The 17852-nt window shown below is 61.6% G+C and carries 14 protein-coding genes; 3 read left to right on the top strand and 11 right to left on the bottom strand.

From position 1 onward, the window contains the following. Positions 1–37: 37 nt before the first annotated feature. Positions 38–397 carry a helix-turn-helix domain-containing protein gene (locus BT204_RS03520; RefSeq protein ID WP_070415449.1) on the top strand — a complete coding sequence of 120 codons (360 nt, stop codon included), beginning with the start codon at positions 38–40 and terminating at the stop codon, positions 395–397. Positions 398–465: 68 nt separating this feature from the next. Beyond that, on the top strand, positions 466–990 hold the full coding sequence (locus BT204_RS03515; protein WP_239695906.1) for a HipA domain-containing protein: 525 nt from the start codon (positions 466–468) through the stop codon (positions 988–990). Between the two features lie 62 nt (positions 991–1052). Here BT204_RS03515 and BT204_RS03510 read toward each other — a convergent pair whose 3' ends face one another. From BT204_RS03510 to BT204_RS03460, 11 genes are all read right to left on the bottom strand, one after another. Next, a complete protein-coding gene (locus BT204_RS03510) occupies positions 1053–3506 on the bottom strand; it encodes a TonB-dependent siderophore receptor (RefSeq protein ID WP_054896851.1) in 2454 nt (817 codons plus the stop codon). A 92-nt stretch (positions 3507–3598) separates the two neighbouring features. Continuing rightward, positions 3599–4549: a FecR domain-containing protein gene (locus BT204_RS03505; protein ID WP_054922438.1), complete on the bottom strand. Its 951-nt coding sequence runs from the start codon at positions 4547–4549 to the stop codon at positions 3599–3601. Next, on the bottom strand, positions 4546–5055 hold the full coding sequence (locus BT204_RS03500) for a sigma-70 family RNA polymerase sigma factor (RefSeq protein WP_054922440.1): 510 nt from the start codon (positions 5053–5055) through the stop codon (positions 4546–4548). Before BT204_RS03500 ends, BT204_RS03505 begins: the two co-directional genes overlap by 4 nt. Before the next feature lie 74 nt (positions 5056–5129). Then, positions 5130–6575 (bottom strand): efflux transporter outer membrane subunit, encoded by a 1446-nt coding sequence (locus BT204_RS03495; RefSeq protein ID WP_072445722.1) that lies wholly within the window; start codon positions 6573–6575, stop codon positions 5130–5132. Next, positions 6572–7630 carry an HlyD family secretion protein gene (locus tag BT204_RS03490; protein ID WP_032878511.1) on the bottom strand — a complete coding sequence of 353 codons (1059 nt, stop codon included), beginning with the start codon at positions 7628–7630 and terminating at the stop codon, positions 6572–6574. Before BT204_RS03490 ends, BT204_RS03495 begins: the two co-directional genes overlap by 4 nt. A gap of 15 nt (positions 7631–7645) precedes the next feature. Next, positions 7646–9181: an MFS transporter gene (locus tag BT204_RS03485; protein WP_072445721.1), complete on the bottom strand. Its 1536-nt coding sequence runs from the start codon at positions 9179–9181 to the stop codon at positions 7646–7648. Positions 9182–9408: 227 nt separating this feature from the next. Beyond that, positions 9409–10329, bottom strand: a complete 921-nt coding sequence (locus tag BT204_RS03480) for a LysR family transcriptional regulator (protein WP_072445720.1) — start codon at positions 10327–10329, stop codon at positions 9409–9411. Positions 10330–10389: 60 nt separating this feature from the next. Further along, on the bottom strand, positions 10390–11262 hold the full coding sequence (locus BT204_RS03475) for a TauD/TfdA dioxygenase family protein (RefSeq protein ID WP_087149556.1): 873 nt from the start codon (positions 11260–11262) through the stop codon (positions 10390–10392). A gap of 213 nt (positions 11263–11475) precedes the next feature. Beyond that, entirely contained in the window at positions 11476–12840 is a 1365-nt protein-coding gene (locus BT204_RS03470) for an HlyD family type I secretion periplasmic adaptor subunit (protein ID WP_014716369.1), read from the bottom strand. After that, positions 12830–14986 (bottom strand): type I secretion system permease/ATPase, encoded by a 2157-nt coding sequence (locus BT204_RS03465; RefSeq protein WP_072445719.1) that lies wholly within the window; start codon positions 14984–14986, stop codon positions 12830–12832. The genes BT204_RS03470 and BT204_RS03465 overlap by 11 nt, the downstream gene beginning before the upstream one ends. A gap of 41 nt (positions 14987–15027) precedes the next feature. After that, the gene (locus BT204_RS03460) at positions 15028–16383 is read right to left on the bottom strand and encodes a TolC family outer membrane protein (RefSeq protein ID WP_034125411.1); all 1356 of its coding nucleotides are present in this window, start codon (positions 16381–16383) and stop codon (positions 15028–15030) included. Between the two features lie 339 nt (positions 16384–16722). Here BT204_RS03460 and BT204_RS03455 point away from each other — a divergent pair. Continuing rightward, the coding region (locus BT204_RS03455; protein ID WP_072445718.1) for a retention module-containing protein at positions 16723–17852 on the top strand (1130 nt) is incomplete at its 3' end.

The raw sequence follows: 17852 nt of genomic DNA, 5'->3' as shown, positions 1-17852 counted from the left end.
TATAAGTTACCTTTATTGATTTAAAGGATGATATATCATGCAAGAAACAGCGAAGCCCTACCCGCACAAAGGGTACATCTCTGAGAGAAGCGCTGAGCTGATGAGAGGTATCGGGAACGGTATCGAAATAGCCCGCATTCGTCGCCGGTTGAAAATTTCCACCATATGCAGCCGCGCGGGCATTACGCGGCAGACGTATCAGCGGCTGAGGCAGGGCGAGGCCGGCGTATCCCTCGGCGTGCTGATGAATGTGCTTAGCGCGATGGACTTGGAAGAAGGTATGGCGAGCATTGCGTCACCAGAACTTGACCAGGTTGGGATTACCATGAGCCTCGCCCGTGAGCCTAAGCGCATTCGCACTGAAGGAGAACACGATGTCCTGGAAGCCGATTGGTAATGCCTTTGTTTTTTCAGCTCACTTAGTCGGTGACCCGGTCCCTGTTGGCGAAGTGGCCATGCATGGGAATGGATTCGTTTTTCGCTACGCCAACAGTTGGCTCGCGCGGCCCGACGCATTTGCGATTGACCCGCGTCGACGCGGTTGAAAGTGCCGTTTCCTATTACAGGATCGCAGACGTTTTGAAGAAGGTCAGCGACGATGCAACGTTTGATATGCGTGAGCTTTACAAGCGCATGGCCTTCAATGTGCTCATCGGCAATAGCGACGACCACCTGAAACAAACCGGGCTGCTGCTGACCAGCGCCTCGGGCTATTCCCTTGCGCCAGTATTTGACGTGTTGCCCCACCCTACCCAACTAGGCTTGCAGGCGCTCATCATCGGCAATGAAGGCCGGTTATCGTCTGTCAGTAATTTGCTGAGTACGCCTGAACGCTTTGGGTTGGGGGCCGATGAAGCAAGGTCCATCGTCACGGATATGTATGCCGTCGTGCGAGAAGCCTCCGGTTTTTTCGAAGCAGCAGGCTGCAGCGGTGCCGAGGTGCGCATGCTTTCCAATGTGTGTACACGATTTGCAGCGGACCTGGTGTAGGGCGGCAACAGAGCGCACCCTTGAAGGGTGCGCGCCGCAGCAAATATCACCTAAACGCTAAGTTACCAATCGTAGGTCAGGCTCGACACCACCGTGCGTCCTTCCCCGTAGTAGCAATCCAGATCACTGGTGCACTGCGAGACGTAGGTCTTGTTGCTGAGGTTCTGCACGTTCATCGCCAGCTTCACGCCCTTGAGCTTGAGCGGCGAGGCGCCCAGGTCGTAGCTTAGGCTTGCATCGTAGACACTGTAGGACGGCACGTTGAAGGCGCCTTCGTAGTAGTCGCCCAGGCTTTGACGGGCGTAACGCACGCCAAGCCCTGCACCCAGCCCCGCCAAGGGCGTGTCGCCGAGCACGGTGTAGTTGACCCACATCGAGGCGGTGAGTGGGGAGATGCCGGCCGGGTGGCGACCTTGGCGGCCATCGTTGTCCTTGGTGTATTTGACGTCATTGCGCGCAGCCGAGGCGACCACGTCCCAGGCATCACTCAAGACGGCCTTGGCTTCCAGTTCAACACCTCGCGAGCGCAGGGCGCCGCTTTGGGTGCTGAAGGTGGTGTCCACCGGGTTGGTGGTCAGCACGTTTTCCTGATCCAGTTGATAAACAGAGGCCTGGATGAAGCTCTTCTGGCCCGGCGGCTGGAACTTCACGCCGACTTCGTACTGTTTGCCGGTGGAGGGTTCGAAGGGTTTTCGGTTCGCATCAGTGCCGGCCAGCGGCAGGAAGGATTCCGAATAGCTGACGAAGGGCGACACGCCGTTATCGAACAGGTACACCAGGCCCGCACGGCCGGTGAATGCCTGGTCTTTGCTGGCAAAGCGGGTGTCCTGTATCGGCTCCTTGTTCACCACATTCGCCCAGTCATAGCGGCCACCGAGTACCAGCACCCATTTATCCAGCTTGATCTGGTCCTGCAGATACAGGCCGGTCTGGGTAATGGTGCGGTCCCAGCGGTACGGTTGGCCGAAGTTCAAGGGCTGGCCGTACACCGGTTTGAACAGGTCGATGATCGGCGGGTTGCGGTCATACAGGCCATGGAACTGCGAGTTGGAATGGTAGTAGTCCAGGCCAACGATGAAGGTGTGGGACAGTGCGCCCGTGTCGAATTCAGCCTGGGCGATGCTGTCCACGCCGAACACTTTGTTGGTCTGCGACCAGTCCACGCCGAAGCGTTGCAGGTAGCGTTGGTCCTGCACGCCGGTGTTGGGGTTGGCGACGAAGCGGTAGCCGTGCAGCGGCGCGGTGTAGCGGTCGTCGACCTCGGCGTAACGGGCGTTTTGCTTAAGGGTCCAGATGTCGTTGAGGCGATGGGAAACTTCGTAACCCAGCACGTATTGCTCGCGGTTGTACTGGTTGACGCCCGGCTCGCCGATAAACACATCGCGCTTGATCTTGCCGTTGGGGTTGTCCCACAGCGTGCCGGACGCCGGCAGGCCTTGGGCTTCGGGCACGCCTTTATCTTTCTGGTACTGGGCGAACAGGGTCAGGCTGGTGTCGTCGTTGGGGCGCCAGGTGAGGCTGGGGGCGATGAACTGGCGCTTGTTTTCGACGTAGTTGATTTCGTCTTGCGCATCATTCGCCAGGCCGGTCAGGCGGTAGAGAAACTGCCCCTCCTCGTCCAGCGGGCCGCCCAGGTCGATGGCCGCGCTTTTGTGTTCGTAGGTGCCGGCTTCCAGTACCACTTGGTGTATCGGCGTTTCGCTGGGGCGCTTGCTGACCATATTGACGATACCGCCCGGCTGGTTCTGGCCGTAAAGTACGGACGCCGGGCCCTTCAGCACCTCGATGCGCTCCAGGGAATACGGCTCGATCTGCAACGCGCCCCCGGTGCTGCCGCCGCCATAAGGCAGGTGCAGCCCGTCCAGGTACAGCGGCGTGGGCGAGAAGCCGCGTGACGTCGGCTCATCGAACAATTTGACTCGGTCGGCAAAACCACCAGCGCTCATACCTGGGGTGTAGAGCAACGCCTGGGTGACACTCTGGGCGCCACGTGCCTTGATCTCGGCGGCGGTGATCACGTTGATGGTCTGGGGGATTTCTACCAGCGCCGAGTCGGTCTTGCTGCCCGAGGCGCTGCGCTTGGCGACAATACCGTCCACCGGGCCCCAGGCGCTTTCCTGCTCCTGCCGGCCACTTATCTGGGTCGCGCCCAACTGCAAGGCTCCGTCGCCGGAAAGGGCCTGCAACGACCAACCGCCCTGGGATTGCACCGCCGCCAAACCGCTGCCCGCCAGCAAGCGCTGCAACCCCGAACCTACGCCGTAACGCCCTTTCAAGCCGGCGCTGCGCTTGCCGTCGGTGAGCGATGCGTCAACCGACAGCAAGATGCCTGAGGCACTGGCGAAACGGTTCAACGCCTGGTCGAGGCTGCCCGCGGGAATGTCATAGCTGCGCAGCGCTTCGGTGCTTTCTTCGGCTTGAACCATGCTCGGCAGTACAGGCGCCGTTGCCAGCAGGCCGGCAAACAGGCCACGACGCAGCGCGCGGGCCAAAGGTTGGATTGGGTGGTGCGACATGGCAGGACTCCCCGTGAGAACGCTTCTTGATTGGCTTTCAAGAGGTATCCCGAACGGGCCGCAGAAACCGACAAGCCCTGTACAAAGTATTTTCAGACCCGCGCCTTGATCGTTACCCAGTAACGGGTCACCGCCTGCACGTGCACGGGCAATGAACGCTCCAAGGCCGCCAGGATCGCGTCGGTGTCGTTCAGCGGGAAGACGCCGGTCAACAGCAGCTTCGACACCGCCTGATCACAGCGCAACAGGCCCGGGCGGTAGCGGCTCAGTTGCGCCACGAACTCACCCAACGGCTGGCGCTCGGCAACCAGACGGTGCTCGGTCCAACTGCCGGCATTGGCGCTCACTGCCGGCAACGCGGTGCTTTGACGCGCGTTGAACCACAGGCTGTCCCCTGCCTGCATATGCACCGGCGTACCCTGCAACGGCGTGACCCGCAGGCGACCTTCGTACAAATCCACGCGGCTGCCGTCGGGCAGTTCACGCACCGCAAAGCGCGTGCCCAACGCCTGCACATCACCGGCTGGCGTTTCGACGATCAACGGGCGCGAGGCGTCGTGGCCGCTGGTCAGCAGGACCTCGCCTCGGATCAGCCGAATACGCCGCTCGGTAGCACTGAAACGCAGGTCTACGGCGCTGTCACTGTTAAGGTCCAGTTGCGTGCCGTCGCTCAAGGTCATATGGCGAATTTCGCCCGTGGCGGTACGCAGCTCTGCAAAGGCCGCTTGCCAGGTTTCACTGCGTTGCACCAGGTAGCCGCTGCCACCGGCCACCAACAGCAGGCCGAGCAGTTTGAGCGCGGCCCGGCGTTGGGTATCCGGGGTGTCGCGCAATACTGCGCGAGCGCTGTCGGCAGGTACGCCGCCCAGGGTGTGTTGCAGCTGCTGCAAGCGCTGCCAGGCGCGGCGGTGTTCCGGGTCAGCGGCCTGCCAGCGGGCAAACGCCTGGCGCTGCTCGCCCTTGAGCTCGTCGCCCCATTGCAGCATCAACCACTCGCTGGCTTGCTCGACAATCGCGGGGGCGATAGGCGCGTCGTGTTTCATTCTTCGTACACCACCTGGTAGCAGGCGACAATGGCGCGGGTCATGTACTTCTGCACCGAGCTGACGGTGACGCCCAGGCGTACGGCGATTTGCGCATAGCTCAAGCCTTCGAACTGCGAAAGTAAAAACGCACGGCGTACATTGTCGGGCATGCGGTCGAGCATGGCGTCGATCTGCATCAGGGTTTCGAGGATCAGCGCGCGGGTTTCCAGGGAAGGCGACTCGGGCTCGGGCAGGTGCGCGATGCTTTCCAGGTACGCACGCTCGATGCGCAGGCGGCGCCATTGGTCGATCACCAGGTTGCGGGCGATCTGCGCCAAGTAGCTGCGGCTTTCTTTGTCACCCGGGAAGCGCCCGGCCACCAGCAGGCGCAGGAAGGTGTCCTGAGCCACATCGGCGGCCTGTTCCCGGTCGCCCAGACGCTTGCGCAACCAGCCTTGCAGCCAGCCATGATGGTCGCGGTACAGGATGTGAAGCTGTTGCTGGCCGTCAGTCGCGATGCCCATGAAAAGCTCAGAAGTGTTATTGAGAGCAATTATCATTACATCTTATTTGGCGACTGACAAAAACTCTTTCTCGCTCAGCGCACAGCGGTCTGCAACGGGTACACCGACTCCCACCCTCCTCCCAGCGCTTTGTACAGCCCGACCATGGCCAACGACACGCCGGTGGAGCTTTCCACCCACTGCTCCTGCGTCGCCAGCAATGCGCTTTGCACGGTGAGTACGTTGACGAAATCCGCCACGCCTTCGACGTACTGATGTTGCGCAGTGGTCAGTGCGATCTGGTTCTGGCGCACCGCTTCGGCCAGGCTGTCGCGACGCAGTTGGCTGGCGTTGTAGCGGGACAGTTGATCATCGATTTCATGCCAGGCGCGTAGCACGGTTTGCTGGTAGGCCAGCGCCGCTTCCTGTTGCTGGGCTTCACGCAAATCGACCATGCCTTGCAGGCGCCCGCCGTTGAACAGCGGTAGGCTCAATTGCGGGCCGAAGGCAAAGGCACGGGAACCCCAGGAGCCGAAATCCGAGAGTTGCATGGCTTGGGAGCCCAGGCTGCCAGACAGGGTGATACGTGGGTAAAAGTCGCCCTTGGCCACGCCGATGCTGGCAGTGGCGGCGTGCAAGCGAGCCTCTGCCTGACGGATGTCTGGGCGGCGCTCGGCGAGTTCCGATGGCAGGCCGATCGCGACCTGGCGCTGTGTTTGCGGCACAGGGGCGTCTTTGGACAGCTGCGCGTACAGCGCCTGGGGTGGCTCGCCCATCAGCAGGCTCAGGGCGTTGATCAACTGGTCCTGACGCTGCTGCAGATCCGGCAGGCGCGCTTCGATAGCCGCGACCTGGGCGGCGGCTTCGGCCACGTCCAAGTCGGTCGCCACGCCGTCGGCCAACCGCAATTGCGAGAGCTTGAGGCTGTGGCGCGCAACGTCGAGGTTTTGCTCGGTCACGGCGCGGGTGTTTTGGACGCCGCGCAGTTGGATGTAGTCCTGGGCGGTCTCGGCCAGTACCGACAACAACACGGCGCGACGGTCGTTTTCGGCGACTTCCAGGGTGCCGTCGGCGGCTTCGGTTTCGCGCTTGACCCGGCCCCAGAAGTCCAGTTCCCAAGAAGCGGAGAAGCCCATGTCCCATTGGTTGAAGGCTGCGCGGCCATTCTCGCCGGAAGGGTCGTTCAAACCTTTGCCGCTGTTGCGCTTGCGCTGGTAACCGCCGCCCGCATCGACATTCGGGTAGCGCTCGGCGGTGGTTACCTCACGTACCGCGCGGCTCTGTTGCAGGCGGCTGCTGGCCAACTTCAGGTCTAGGTTATCGCTGAGGGCGCGGCGTGTCAGGGCTGAGAGCTGCGCGTCGTGGAACACGTCCCACCAGCGCTCCTGCAAGGGATCGCTGACGGCACGGCTGGCAGCTTGTCGGCCCTGAGGTTCGCTCCATTGATTGATCTGCGGGCTCTCGGGCCGCTGGAAGTCGGGACCGACCGTGCAGGCACTCAGGCTGATCAGGCTCAAGGTGAGCCAGGCGAGGTGTTTCATTGCTGGGCCACCTCACGCTGTTGCGCGACCGGCCGGGTGTCGACGCTGGCTTCCACCGACATGCCGACGCGCAAACGCTCGGTCAGTGGCTGGTTCGGTTCGAGGACGATCTTCACCGGAATACGCTGCACCACCTTGGTGAAGTTGCCGGTGGCGTTGTCGGGCTTGACCGAGGCGAAGGTCACCCCGGTGGCAGGCGCCAGGCTTTCCAGATGGCCTTTGAGCAGTTCGCCGTCAAGGCTGTCGACGCTGACTTGCACCGCTTGCCCCGCGTGCATATGCGACAGTTGGGTCTCTTGGAAATTGGCCACCACGTAGGCTTCGGCCAGTGGCACCACCGCGAGGATCTTGCTGCCCGGTGTCACATAGGCGCCGACCCGCACCGCACGCTCACCGACCATGCCATCCACCGGTGCGACAATGCGCGTGTAAGACAGCTGATAACTGGCCATTTCCAGCGCGGCCTGGGCGCGTTTAAGCCCACCTTCGGCGGCGTCACGCTGGGCGGTGAGGATTTCCACCTGCTTGCGTTCGGCGGCCAGCACGGCGGTGGATTTGGCCAGGCGCGCGGTAGCCTGGTCGATGCGGGTCTTGGCTTGCTGGGCGTTCTGCACGGTGCCCGCACCGACGCCAGCGAGGTGGTTGTAGCGATTCAGTTCATGCTCGGCAAACGCCACTTCTGCGCGATCTGCTGCCACGGTGGCCTGGGCCTGGGCGATCACCGAGCTCTGGCGCTCCAGGGTCGCGCTGGCGTTTTTCAGCTGGGCCTGGGCGACCAGGGTGTCGGCATCGGCGGCCTGGGCGGCGGCGCGAAAATCGCGGTCGTCGATCAACGCCAACAGTTGGCCAGCCTTGACGCGCTGGTTGTCTTCTACCAGCACTTCCTTGATGAAGCCTGCCACCCGCGGCGCCACCAGAGTGAAGTCGGCGGCGACAAAGGCGTCGTTGGTGGTCTGGTGCTTGCTGCCCAGTACGCCCGGCGCAACCAGGTAAACCAACACGCCGACGGCAAATACAGCAATAACGGAGACGGCAATTTTGTCTTTGCGTTTCATGGAAAGTCCTTGAGGTCAGGCCAGAGCGCGAGGCGGATAGATCCGCGTGGGCATCCAGAAAATCAGCAGGATCAACGCCACCGCGACACCGGCCATGACGACGTAAAGATCCGAAGAGGTCAGCACCACGGTCTGCTCGTGCAAGCGGTGGGCGAGGCCCGGCGCGTCAGCGTCGGCCAGGGGCGAATTGCCCAGGCGGTCCACCAACATGGTTGAATGGAAATGCCCGCGCTGGGTGGTCAATGTATCCAGCACCGCAGTGGCGATCACAGCAGCCAGGCCTTTGACGGTATTGAACCAGGCCGAGGCAAACGGCCCTTCGATGGGCTGGATACTGCCGGTGGACAGCATCAGCAGAGGCAACACGGCCATCGGCTGACCGAAAATCTGCAGCAGGTACCAGCCGTAAAAGTCGTCACGAATCCACGCCGAAGTCAGGTGAGAACTGCCGATGCAGCACAGCACCAACATGCTCAGGCCAATGCCCAGCACCCAGCGGCAATCGACCCAGCGCAGGTTGCACAGCGCCGCCACCAGCGGCAGCGCAATCAACTGTGGCAGCGCCATCAGCAGCATCACCGGCGCAGTTTGCAGCGGCCGGTAGCCCTGGACCTGGGCGAGGAAACTCGACGGAATGATGATCACCGAGGTCAGCACCATCAGCACGCCGGCCAGCACGATCAGGGCGAAGGCCAGGTTGCGCAGGCCGAGCATCTGCAGGTTGAAGAAGGGCAGCGGCTGCGACCATTCGTTGAGCATGAACAGCACCAGCAACAATGTGCCGCCACACAGCAGGAAGGTAATCAGGCCCGATTCGAACCAGTCCAGGCGATTGCCCTGCAACAAGCCGATCACCAGCATGCAAATCGCCGGAAAGCCCAACAGCAAGCCACGCCAGTTGAACTGCTTGAAGCGCTCCAGGCGCAGCGGGTCTTGTGGCAAACCGTAGGCCACGGCCGCCATGGCCAGCAGGCACGGCGCGACGATCTGCCAGAACGCCCACTGCCAGCCGACGTATTCGGTCCACAACGCCGCCAGCGGCGTGCCCAGGCTGGGCCCGAAGGTGGCGGTCAGTGCGTAACCGGCCAACCCGTACAACTTGACGTTGGCCGGCAAAAAACGCAGCGCCACGGTCATCAGCATCGGCGGCAGCGCGCCACCGGCCAGGCCTTGCACGGTACGCAGCAGCAACAGGCTTTCGTAGTTCGGCGCGAACGGGCAGAGGATGCCCAGCACGGTGAACAAACCGATAGCGCACAGGGTGAAGCGACGCAGGGAAAACGTCACCGAACACCACGGCGCGAAGGCCATGGCTGCCACGGAGGTGGCGGTGTAGGCAGCGACCAACCACGTGCCTTCATCAAAGCCGATGTACAGCGCACCACGAATATCGGCGAGAGCGACCTTGGTGACCATCTCGTTGAGACCGGAGACCAGCACCGCCAGCAACACGCCGAGCAAGCCGATGATGATGCGCGGGCCGAACACGGGTGGGCTCGGGGCCGTAGGTTTGGCTGCGGCCTGGAGGACGGGGGCAGCGAGGGACGTCATGAACAGGTAACTCGGAATGAGAAATACCCGAGCAGTTTAATCAGGCACTCTCATGACAAAAAGTTACTTGTTGGCAGGTTATAAGTGCGCCAGGCGCAACTTTGAACATCAACACTGAACCCTGTGGGAGCTGGCTTGCCTGCGATAGCGCCAGTTCAGTAAGAGATTCAGTGACTGACACGCCGCCTTCGCAGGCAAGCCAGCTCCCACATTCATCCGCGTTCGCTTTATACCGGCTGGGCTTCTAGCCAGGTGGCATGACAGCTTTCGCGCATGGTTTCACGCAGCCATTTGTGCGCCGGGTCTTTGTCGAAGCGTGGGTGCCAGGATTGCGCCAGGACCAGGGTTTGCAGTGGAATCGGCAAGGCAAATGCGCGCAGTGGCAGGTTCAGACGCTTGGCGCTCAGGAGGGCTTCCTTGGGTACCGGCAACAGCAGGTCGGAATCGGGCAGCATGAACATCGCACCGTGAAAGCCTGGGGCGATCATGGCCACACGGCGCTCCAGGCCTTGGGCATTCAACGCGGTATCGATGGGCCCACGGGCGATGCCGCGCCGGGAGATGCTGATGTGGGAGTAGCTGGCAAAGCGTGCCGCCGTGATTTCTTCGTCGAACAGCGGGTGGTCTTGTCGTGCCAGGCCGACAAAGGTGGTGGAGAACAGGTTCTGCACCTTCACTTCCGGGCTGGCAGGCATGGTGTTGCTCACCCGCAAGTCCAACCGCCCTTCGCGCAAGGCTTCATCGTCCGTGTCGCCTTCGGGCACGAAGCGCAGCTCGCACAGCGGCGCCATGCGCTCCATGGTGTCGAACAGTCGCCCGCCATACACGCCGATGAAAAAGTCATTGGCGCGCACGCTGAAGCGGCGGCGCAAGGTGCTCAGATCGACTTGGTCCGCCGAACGGAACAGCAACGCAGCCTGCTCCACCACATTGCGCACCTGGCCTTGCAACTCGAGCGCCTTGGGCGTCGGCACCAGGCCACGGCCGGCACGCACCAGGATCGGGTCACCGACCGCTTCACGGATACGCGTGAGGGTGCGGCTCATGGCGGCCGGGCTAAGGTTCATCCGCCGCGCGGCGCCCACCACACTGCCCTCGTCGAGCAACGCGTCGAGGGCGACCAGCAGGTTCATGTCTGGTAGTTGCATGCCAAGCACTCGTGGTCCGTTGGGAGTGAACTGGGCGCAATCCTAGCAGGCTTTATCGGGTTAGAACGGCGCGTCACCCTGAATCGTGGTGCGGTACAACTTGCGGCGCAGATGGCTTGGGCACCCGGCGGCCAGGTGGATCAGCGAGCGGTTGTCCCAGAACACCAGGTCGTGGGGCTGCCACTGATGACGGTAGATATTTTCCGGCAGCACGCTGTAGGCATAGAGCTGGGCCAGCAGGTCACGGCTTTCGTCATCGGGCAAGCCGACGATACGGGTGGTGAAGCCCTCGCTGACGAACAGCGCCTTACGGCCGTTTTCCGGGTGGGTGCGCACAACGGGGTGCACCACTTCGGCAACCTGGGCGAGCTGTTCGGGGGTAAGGGTTGGGCGCCAGTTGCCTTCGAATTTGGTCTCGCTGTAGCGCGCCGTGTAGGAATGCGCGGCGCTGCGGCCTTCGACCGCGTTGCGCAGGTGACCTGGCAAGTGCTCCCAGGCTTTGTGCATATCGGCGAACAGAGTGTCGCCGCCTTCAGATGGCAGTTCCTGGGCATGCAGCATCGAACCCAGGCTGGGCAGTTCTTTGTATGACAGGTCCGAATGCCAGAACTTGCCTGCATCCCCCAGGCCGATGGATTGGCCGTTCTCGATGATGTTGGAAACGATCAGGATCTCGGGGTGGTTGGCCAACAGGAACTGCTTGAGCACATGGATCTGCAACACGCCGAAACGGCGGCTGAAGGCGATCTGTTGTTCGGGGGTGATGCGTTGGTCGCGGAACACGATGACGTGGTAGTCCAAGTGTGCGCGATGGATGCGGGCGAAGTCCTGCTCGTTGACTGGGCGGGATAAGTCCAGGCCGATGATCTCGGCGCCGACACTGCCGGGGAAGGGGTGGATGTCGAAGGTTTGGAGGGCGGTGGTGGCAGACATTTGATTCATTCCCGGCGGACAGGGGAGTGAATTTATAGGCATAAGGATGGAAGCTTAAATACCGTTAGCGCATATGGATATGGCGTTTGGTTTGAGCTGTAGCGTGATGCTGACGGCTCACCGGGGGCAAGCCCCCTCCCACATTCTGATTGGTGAACACATTCAAATGTGGGAGCTGGCTTGCCTGCGATAAGGTCGGACAGGCGCTGAAGATCAACGCTCGTGCAACGCCTCGGCCCGCGCCTTGATGATCGGCTTGAGCAGGTAGCTGAGGATGCTTTTCTTGCCGGTGATGATATCCACCGAAGCAACCATGCCAGGGATGATCAGCAGCGGTTTCTCATCCGTACCCAAGTGGCTGCGGTCAGTGCGCAAAGTGATCATGTAGTAGGTGGTCTTCTTGTCTTCATCCGTGATGGTGTCGGCACCGATGCGTTCGAGCTTGGCCTTCAGGCCACCGTAGACCGTGTAGTCGTAAGCGGTGAACTTGACCACCGCTTCCTGCCCTGGGTGCAGGAAGGCGATGTCTTGCGGGCGGATCTTGGCTTCTACCAGCAGGGTGTCGTCCAGCGGCACGATTTCGACCATGTCGCTGCCCGGCTGGATCACACCCCCAACGGTGTTGACCAGCAACTGCTTGACGATCCCGCGCACTGGCGAGGTGACCAGGGTGCGGCTGACCCGGTCTTCCAGCGCGCGGCCGGTGGACTCGGCCTTGTTCAGTTCAGTACGGGCTTCGTTGAGTTGGGTCAGGGCTTCGCTGCGGAATTTGCCGCGGGTTTCATCGATCTTGCGTTGCACTTCCTTGATCGCCGATTCAGCACGCGGGATCGCCAGGGTGGTGGCGTCCAACTGCCCGCGGGTTTCCATTTCGGCGCGCTTGAGGCGCAGCACTTCTACCGGCGACACCGCGCCCTGGGCCACCAGCGGCTCGGACATGTTGATTTCCTGGCGTTGCAGGGACAACTGGCTGCGGTATTGGCCCTGCTTGGAGGTGAACTCGCGCAGCTCCTGTTGGCGTTGCACGAGTTGCTCCTGCAAGCCGCCGACTTCGTCTTTCAACTGCTGGCGGCGGCTTTCATACAAGGAGCGCTCGTTGGCGGCCTGGCTCGGCGCGGCCTTGAGCACCTCGTCAGGGATGTTCAGCGGGCGGTCATCCACCTGGGCGCTCAAACGCTCGACACGCAGTTGCATGGCCAGGCGCAGGGCTTCGGTTTCCCCGGCGTTGGAGACAAACCGCGTGTCGTCGAGACGAATCAACGGCGCGCCGGCCTCTACGATCTGGCCTTCCTTGACGTACAGCTCGGCGACGATGCCGCCTTCAAGGTTCTGGATTTTCTGCAGCTTGGACGACGGAATCGCCTTGCCGTCGCCACGGGTCACTTCGTCGATCTGGGAGAAACCGGCCCACACCACCAGAAATACAAAGAACGCGATGATTGCCCAAATGGTCAGGCGGATGACCCGTGGCGCATCTTCGATCAGCGCCTTGTTGACCTCGGGCAGCGGCTGGCCCTGCAGCGAATCGGAGCCTTTGAAGTAGCGGCCGACCGCACTCTTGATGGAATTAAGCAACACTGATCTGCCCCTTCTTCAACGCTTCCATGACCACGGCTTTCGGGCCGTCCGCGAGAATCTGCCCACGGTCGACCACCAGCAGACGATCAACCAGGGAGAGCAGTGAGGCTCGGTGCGTGACCAGCACCACGGTTTTGTTTTGCACCACGGCTTGCAGGCGTTGCTTCAAGCGTTCTTCGCCGGTGTTGTCCATAGCGCTGGTGGGTTCGTCCAGCAGCAGCATGGGCGGGTTGAGCAGCAGCGCACGGGCCAGGGCAACGTTCTGGCGCTGGCCGCCGGACAGGTTCTGCCCACGCTCGCCGACTTGCAGTTCGTAGCCTTGGGGATGCAGACGGGCAAATTCGTGCACGCCAGCCAGTTCGGCGGCTTGCAGGACCATTTCATCCTCGACGTAGCGCGCACCGCTGACCAGGTTGTCGCGCAGGGTGCCGGCCAGCAATTGAATGTCTTGGGCGACATAGCCGATGTTGTGGCGCAGTTCGCTCACGTCGATCTGGCGCACGTCCACGCCGTCCACCAGCAAGGAGCCGGAGTCGGGTTGGTAAAGGCCGACGATCAGCTTGGCCAGGGAGCTTTTGCCCGAGCCGCTGCGGCCGATGATGCCGATTTTTTCCCCTGGCTTGATCACCAGGTTGATGTTTTTCAGCGCCAGGTTCTGCTGGTTCGGGTAAGTGAAGTTCAGGCCCCGGCACTCGATGGCGCCTTGCAGGGTGCGACGGCTCATGGGGCGCTCTTCGAAGTTGCGCTCCTGGGGCAGCTCCATCATCTGGTCCACCGAGGTCATGGTGACCTTGGCTTGCTGATAGCGCGTCAGCAGGCCCGACAGCGAGGCCAACGGGCTCAAGGCACGACCACTGAGCATGTAGCAGGCAATCAGGCCGCCCATGCTGAGGTTGCCGTCGATGATCTGGTACACGCCGAACACGATCATGATCACGCCGGCCAGTTGCTGGATCAGCAGGGTCATGTTCATCGACAGGCCCGACAGCAACTTCACCCGCAGCTCAAGCCGGCTCAGGGTACCGATGGTCTGTTCCCAGCCGTACTGACGCTCGCTCTCGGCATTGTTGACCTTGACCGCATCAAGCCCGGCGAGGGTTTCGATCAGGCTCGACTGGCGCTCGGCGGCCAGCGCCATGGTGCGTTCCATGGTCGCGACCAAGGGCTTTTGCAAGGCGTAGCCGATGCCCAGGGCCAGTGGGAACGCCAGCACCGGGATCCACACCAGGTGCCCGCCGAGAATGGCGATGACCAGGAAGATCAGCAGCGTAAACGGCAAGTCGATCAGGCTGGTGAGGGTCAGCGACGCGAGGAAGTCGCGCAGGCTTTGAAACTCATGGATGTTCTGCGCGAAGCTGCCGACCCGCGCCGGGCGGTATTTCATGGACATGCCGACGATGCGCTCGAACAGCGTGGCCGAGATGATCAGGTCGGTCTTTTTACCGGCCAGGTCCAGGCACAGGCTGCGCAGGCTTTTGAGGATCAGGTCGAACAGGTAGGCACCGCAGATGCCCACGGCCAGCACCCACAGGGTGGCGGTGGCCTGGTTCGGCACAACGCGGTCGTACACGTTCATCACGAACAGCGGCGCGGCCATGGCGATGATGTTGATCAGGAAGCTGGCGGCGATGGCGTCGGTGTAGAGCCAGCGTGAACGCATGAGGGTGTCACGGAACCACGAGCGCGCCCGCGGAATCAGGCTGCCGTGGTTGACGTCGAACTTGTGCTGCGGCTGTGCAAAGAAGACTTTGCCGATGTAGTCGTCGACCAGTGCTTCGCGCTTGATCAGCACTTCACCGCCGTCGCTTTCGCTGAGCAGGATCCGCGCTTCATCTTCGCCCTCCCAGCCCACCAGCACGGTACTGCGACCGTCCTTGAGCAACAGCAGCGCCGGCAGTGCAATGGTCGGGATCTGTTCCAACTTGCGTTGCAGCAGCCGGCCTTGCAACCCGGCCCGCGCAGCGGCACGCGGCAGCAGTTCGGCACTCAAGCGTTGCGAAGGCAGCGGCAGGCCGGTGGTGAGCATGGCCGCACTGGCCGGTTTTTGATGCAGGGCGCAGAGCGCCAACAACCCGTCGAGTAACGGGTCGTCGTGCAGTGCGCGTGGATCATGACTGAGATGAACTCGACTGACTTCAGGTTCCACGCGGGGCACTCTCGACTAACAGATGGGGCTATTGGGGTGGCTCAATTCATCCCAGGCAGTTGGACTTTAGGTTTCACGTCGTTCTGCACGACGGAGGCCATTGGTGCAACCACTCCCTGGCTCTTGAGCAATTCGCCCATGGTCGCCTTGATTCGGTACTGAGTAAATAACTGAATGTTCTTGATTTCTTCCAGGCGGCGGGAAGCGGTGAACAATTCATTTTCGCTGTCGAGCAAATCCAACAGCGTACGTTGACCAAGGCTGAACTGTTGCTGGTAGGACGTGCGTACGCGGGTGCTGTGATCCACGTACTGCTGGGCGACCGGCAATTGCGCATTGGCGTTGTTCAGGGCGTTCCAGGCCAAGCCTAGTTCTTCATTGAGTTGGCGCAAGGCATTGTTACGGATGTCCAGCGCCTGGTTGGCCTGGTAGGACTTCGATTGCAGGTCGGCCTTGTTGCTGCCACCGGCGAACAGGTTGAAGCGCATGCGCACCATGGCTTCCCAACCATTGCTGTGGTTGGGATCACCGGAGACGTTGTTGTCGGCGTTGGTACCCAATTCAGCGTCAAAACGCGGATAGAAGTTGGACTTGGCGGCGTCGTACTGCTTCTCGGCGGCAGAGATATCCGACTCGGCCGAACGCAGGATCGGGCTGTTGTCGAGCATCTGGCGACGCGCTTCATTCAGGTCTGCCGGCAGCATGGCCATGAATGGGGCCGGACGCTCGAGTTCGTCGGGCATCTGGCCGACGGCGCTGAGGTAGTTGACCTGCGCATCGGCCAGGTTGGTCTGCTCGGTGATCAAGTTGTTACGGGCCTGGGCCAGGCGCGCTTCGGCCTGGTCCTGGTCGGCACCGTTGCCGACGCCGCGCTCGGTGCGCAACTTGATCTGGTCGTAGATGCGTTCGTGGTTGCGCAGGTTATCTTCGGCCAGGCGTACGAACTCACGACGGGTCAATACTTCCAGGTAAACCTGGGCAACGGTCAGCGCGGTGCGCTCGGAAGTCCCGAGCAAAGAGTAAGCGCGGGAATTAACGTTGGCTTGTTGACGCCCGACTTCGCTGGAGGTGGCGAAACCGTCAAAAATCATTTGCTGCAGGCGCAGGCTGGATTCACCGCGGTTGAGCGTGTCCCAGTGATTGCCGCCAGGATTGTTGGCGCGGGTGGTGGCGTTGTCGGTTCCTTGGCGGCCGTAACCGGCGTTCAGGTCGACACGCGGCAGGTAGCCGCCTTGTGCGGCGCGCAATTGGTAATCGGCAGCGATGCGGCTGTTAACACCTGCCTGGATTTCCGGGTGTACATCCAATGCCTGTTGCATGGCTTGGGGCAGTGTCTGGGCTTGTACGAAACTGGCGGCGAGAACGAACGGTATTGCCTTGAACAGGTGCAGACGCATTTAAAATTCCCTAGGACTTCTTGTCTCAAATCACAGCGATTGGCACCGCTGCGTCGGATAATGGCTACCGTAATGACCGTACGTCGGAAAGTTCAAAAAGCGGAACTGCTTCACACACATGTAGGACGGTTCGCCGCATAAATATCAATGTGACATTACGGGGCCGATTGTTTAGGATGGCGGCCCTAAGGTCAATAGTTTGGCACTAACTAGATAGCTAAAAAATCTAGCCAATTATTTGACGTCAATGCATATATAGACTACGCCCTCCCAATTGGCAGCCCTAATAGCGTGCTGCGAAATGGAATTTGTCGAAACGGATCGCCGGAGAAAATTTTAATGAGCAGTGTTGTTGCCATCGTCAAAAGCATTGTTGGTCAAGTTTTCGTTATTTCTCCGGAAGGTGCTCGGCGCGTACTCGTTGAAGGTGATCGCTTGTTCGCGGGCGACCAGATCGACACCGGTATGTCGGGCGCCGTGAGCCTGGAGCTGGCCGACGGTCGCATTCTGGACCTGGGCCGTGACACCCAGTGGAGCGCCGACCTGCCGGACTCCAGCCTCGACCTCGCCGCTGCCAGCGAGCAAGCCGCGCCATCGGTTGCCGAGCTGCAACAAGCCATCGCCGCTGGCGCCGACCCGACCACCGACCTGGAAGCCACCGCCGCCGGCGCAAACGCTGCCGGTAACGGCGCAGCCGGGGGTGGCCACAGCTTCGTGGTGCTGGATGCGACCGCCGGCCGTGTTGATCCGACCATCGGCTTCCCCACCGGTACGCTTGGTCAGGGCACTTCGGCTCTCAACGCGCTGACCGGTGCCCCAGGCTCCGCTGACGCGGGCAACCTGGTGCTGCAGCCTTCGACCCTGTCCCTGAGCGCAACCCCCACCATCACCGAAGCCGGTGGTGTGCTGACCTACACCGCGACCGTGACGCGACCATCCAGCAGCGACCTTACCGTCACCTTGTCCAATGGCGCGGTGATTACTATCCCGTCAGGCCAACTGACCGGTACGGTCAACGTACCCCTGGCGCCCAACGACACCCCGTACAACGACCCGAGCCAGATCAGCGTGGGCGTTACGGGCACCACCGGTGGCGGCAACCTGGTATTGACCATCGACCCTAACCCGGCCGTGACGCAGATCACCGACACCATCGACACCACCACGGTCACTCTAACGGCTGGTTCGACCGTGACCGAAGGCGGTCAAATCACCTACACCGCCACCTTGACCAACCCGGCGCAGACGCCGGTGAATGTCACCTTGAGCAATGGCTCGGTGATCACGATCAAGGCCGGTGAATCGACGGGCAGCGTTGTCGTAGATACGCCAGCTAACGACGTCTACAACAACGGTTCGACGGTCAGCACCACGATCACGGGCGCAACGGGCGGTAACTTCGAGAACCTGGTACCGAATACCACGCCAGCGGTCACCACCATTACCGATTCGATCGACACCACCACGGT

Origin of the sequence: Pseudomonas sp. NFPP02 (assembly GCF_900119355.1) — a bacterium.
In the GTDB taxonomy this organism is placed as follows: Bacteria; Pseudomonadota; Gammaproteobacteria; order Pseudomonadales; family Pseudomonadaceae; genus Aquipseudomonas; species Aquipseudomonas paracarnis.
Note: the sequence above shows the minus strand (reverse complement) of the source record. Positions and strands in the feature narration are given on the sequence as shown.

Coding starts and splice junctions, on each gene's coding strand:
- BT204_RS03520 (WP_070415449.1), top strand. CDS start 38: ATGCAAGAAACAGCGAAGCCCTACCCGCACAAAGGGTACATCTCTGAG.
- BT204_RS03515 (WP_239695906.1), top strand. CDS start 466: ATGGATTCGTTTTTCGCTACGCCAACAGTTGGCTCGCGCGGCCCGACG.
- BT204_RS03510 (WP_054896851.1), bottom strand. CDS start 3,506: ATGTCGCACCACCCAATCCAACCTTTGGCCCGCGCGCTGCGTCGTGGC.
- BT204_RS03505 (WP_054922438.1), bottom strand. CDS start 4,549: ATGAAACACGACGCGCCTATCGCCCCCGCGATTGTCGAGCAAGCCAGC.
- BT204_RS03500 (WP_054922440.1), bottom strand. CDS start 5,055: ATGGGCATCGCGACTGACGGCCAGCAACAGCTTCACATCCTGTACCGC.
- BT204_RS03495 (WP_072445722.1), bottom strand. CDS start 6,575: ATGAAACACCTCGCCTGGCTCACCTTGAGCCTGATCAGCCTGAGTGCC.
- BT204_RS03490 (WP_032878511.1), bottom strand. CDS start 7,630: ATGAAACGCAAAGACAAAATTGCCGTCTCCGTTATTGCTGTATTTGCC.
- BT204_RS03485 (WP_072445721.1), bottom strand. CDS start 9,181: ATGACGTCCCTCGCTGCCCCCGTCCTCCAGGCCGCAGCCAAACCTACG.
- BT204_RS03480 (WP_072445720.1), bottom strand. CDS start 10,329: ATGCAACTACCAGACATGAACCTGCTGGTCGCCCTCGACGCGTTGCTC.
- BT204_RS03475 (WP_087149556.1), bottom strand. CDS start 11,262: ATGTCTGCCACCACCGCCCTCCAAACCTTCGACATCCACCCCTTCCCC.
- BT204_RS03460 (WP_034125411.1), bottom strand. CDS start 16,383: ATGCGTCTGCACCTGTTCAAGGCAATACCGTTCGTTCTCGCCGCCAGT.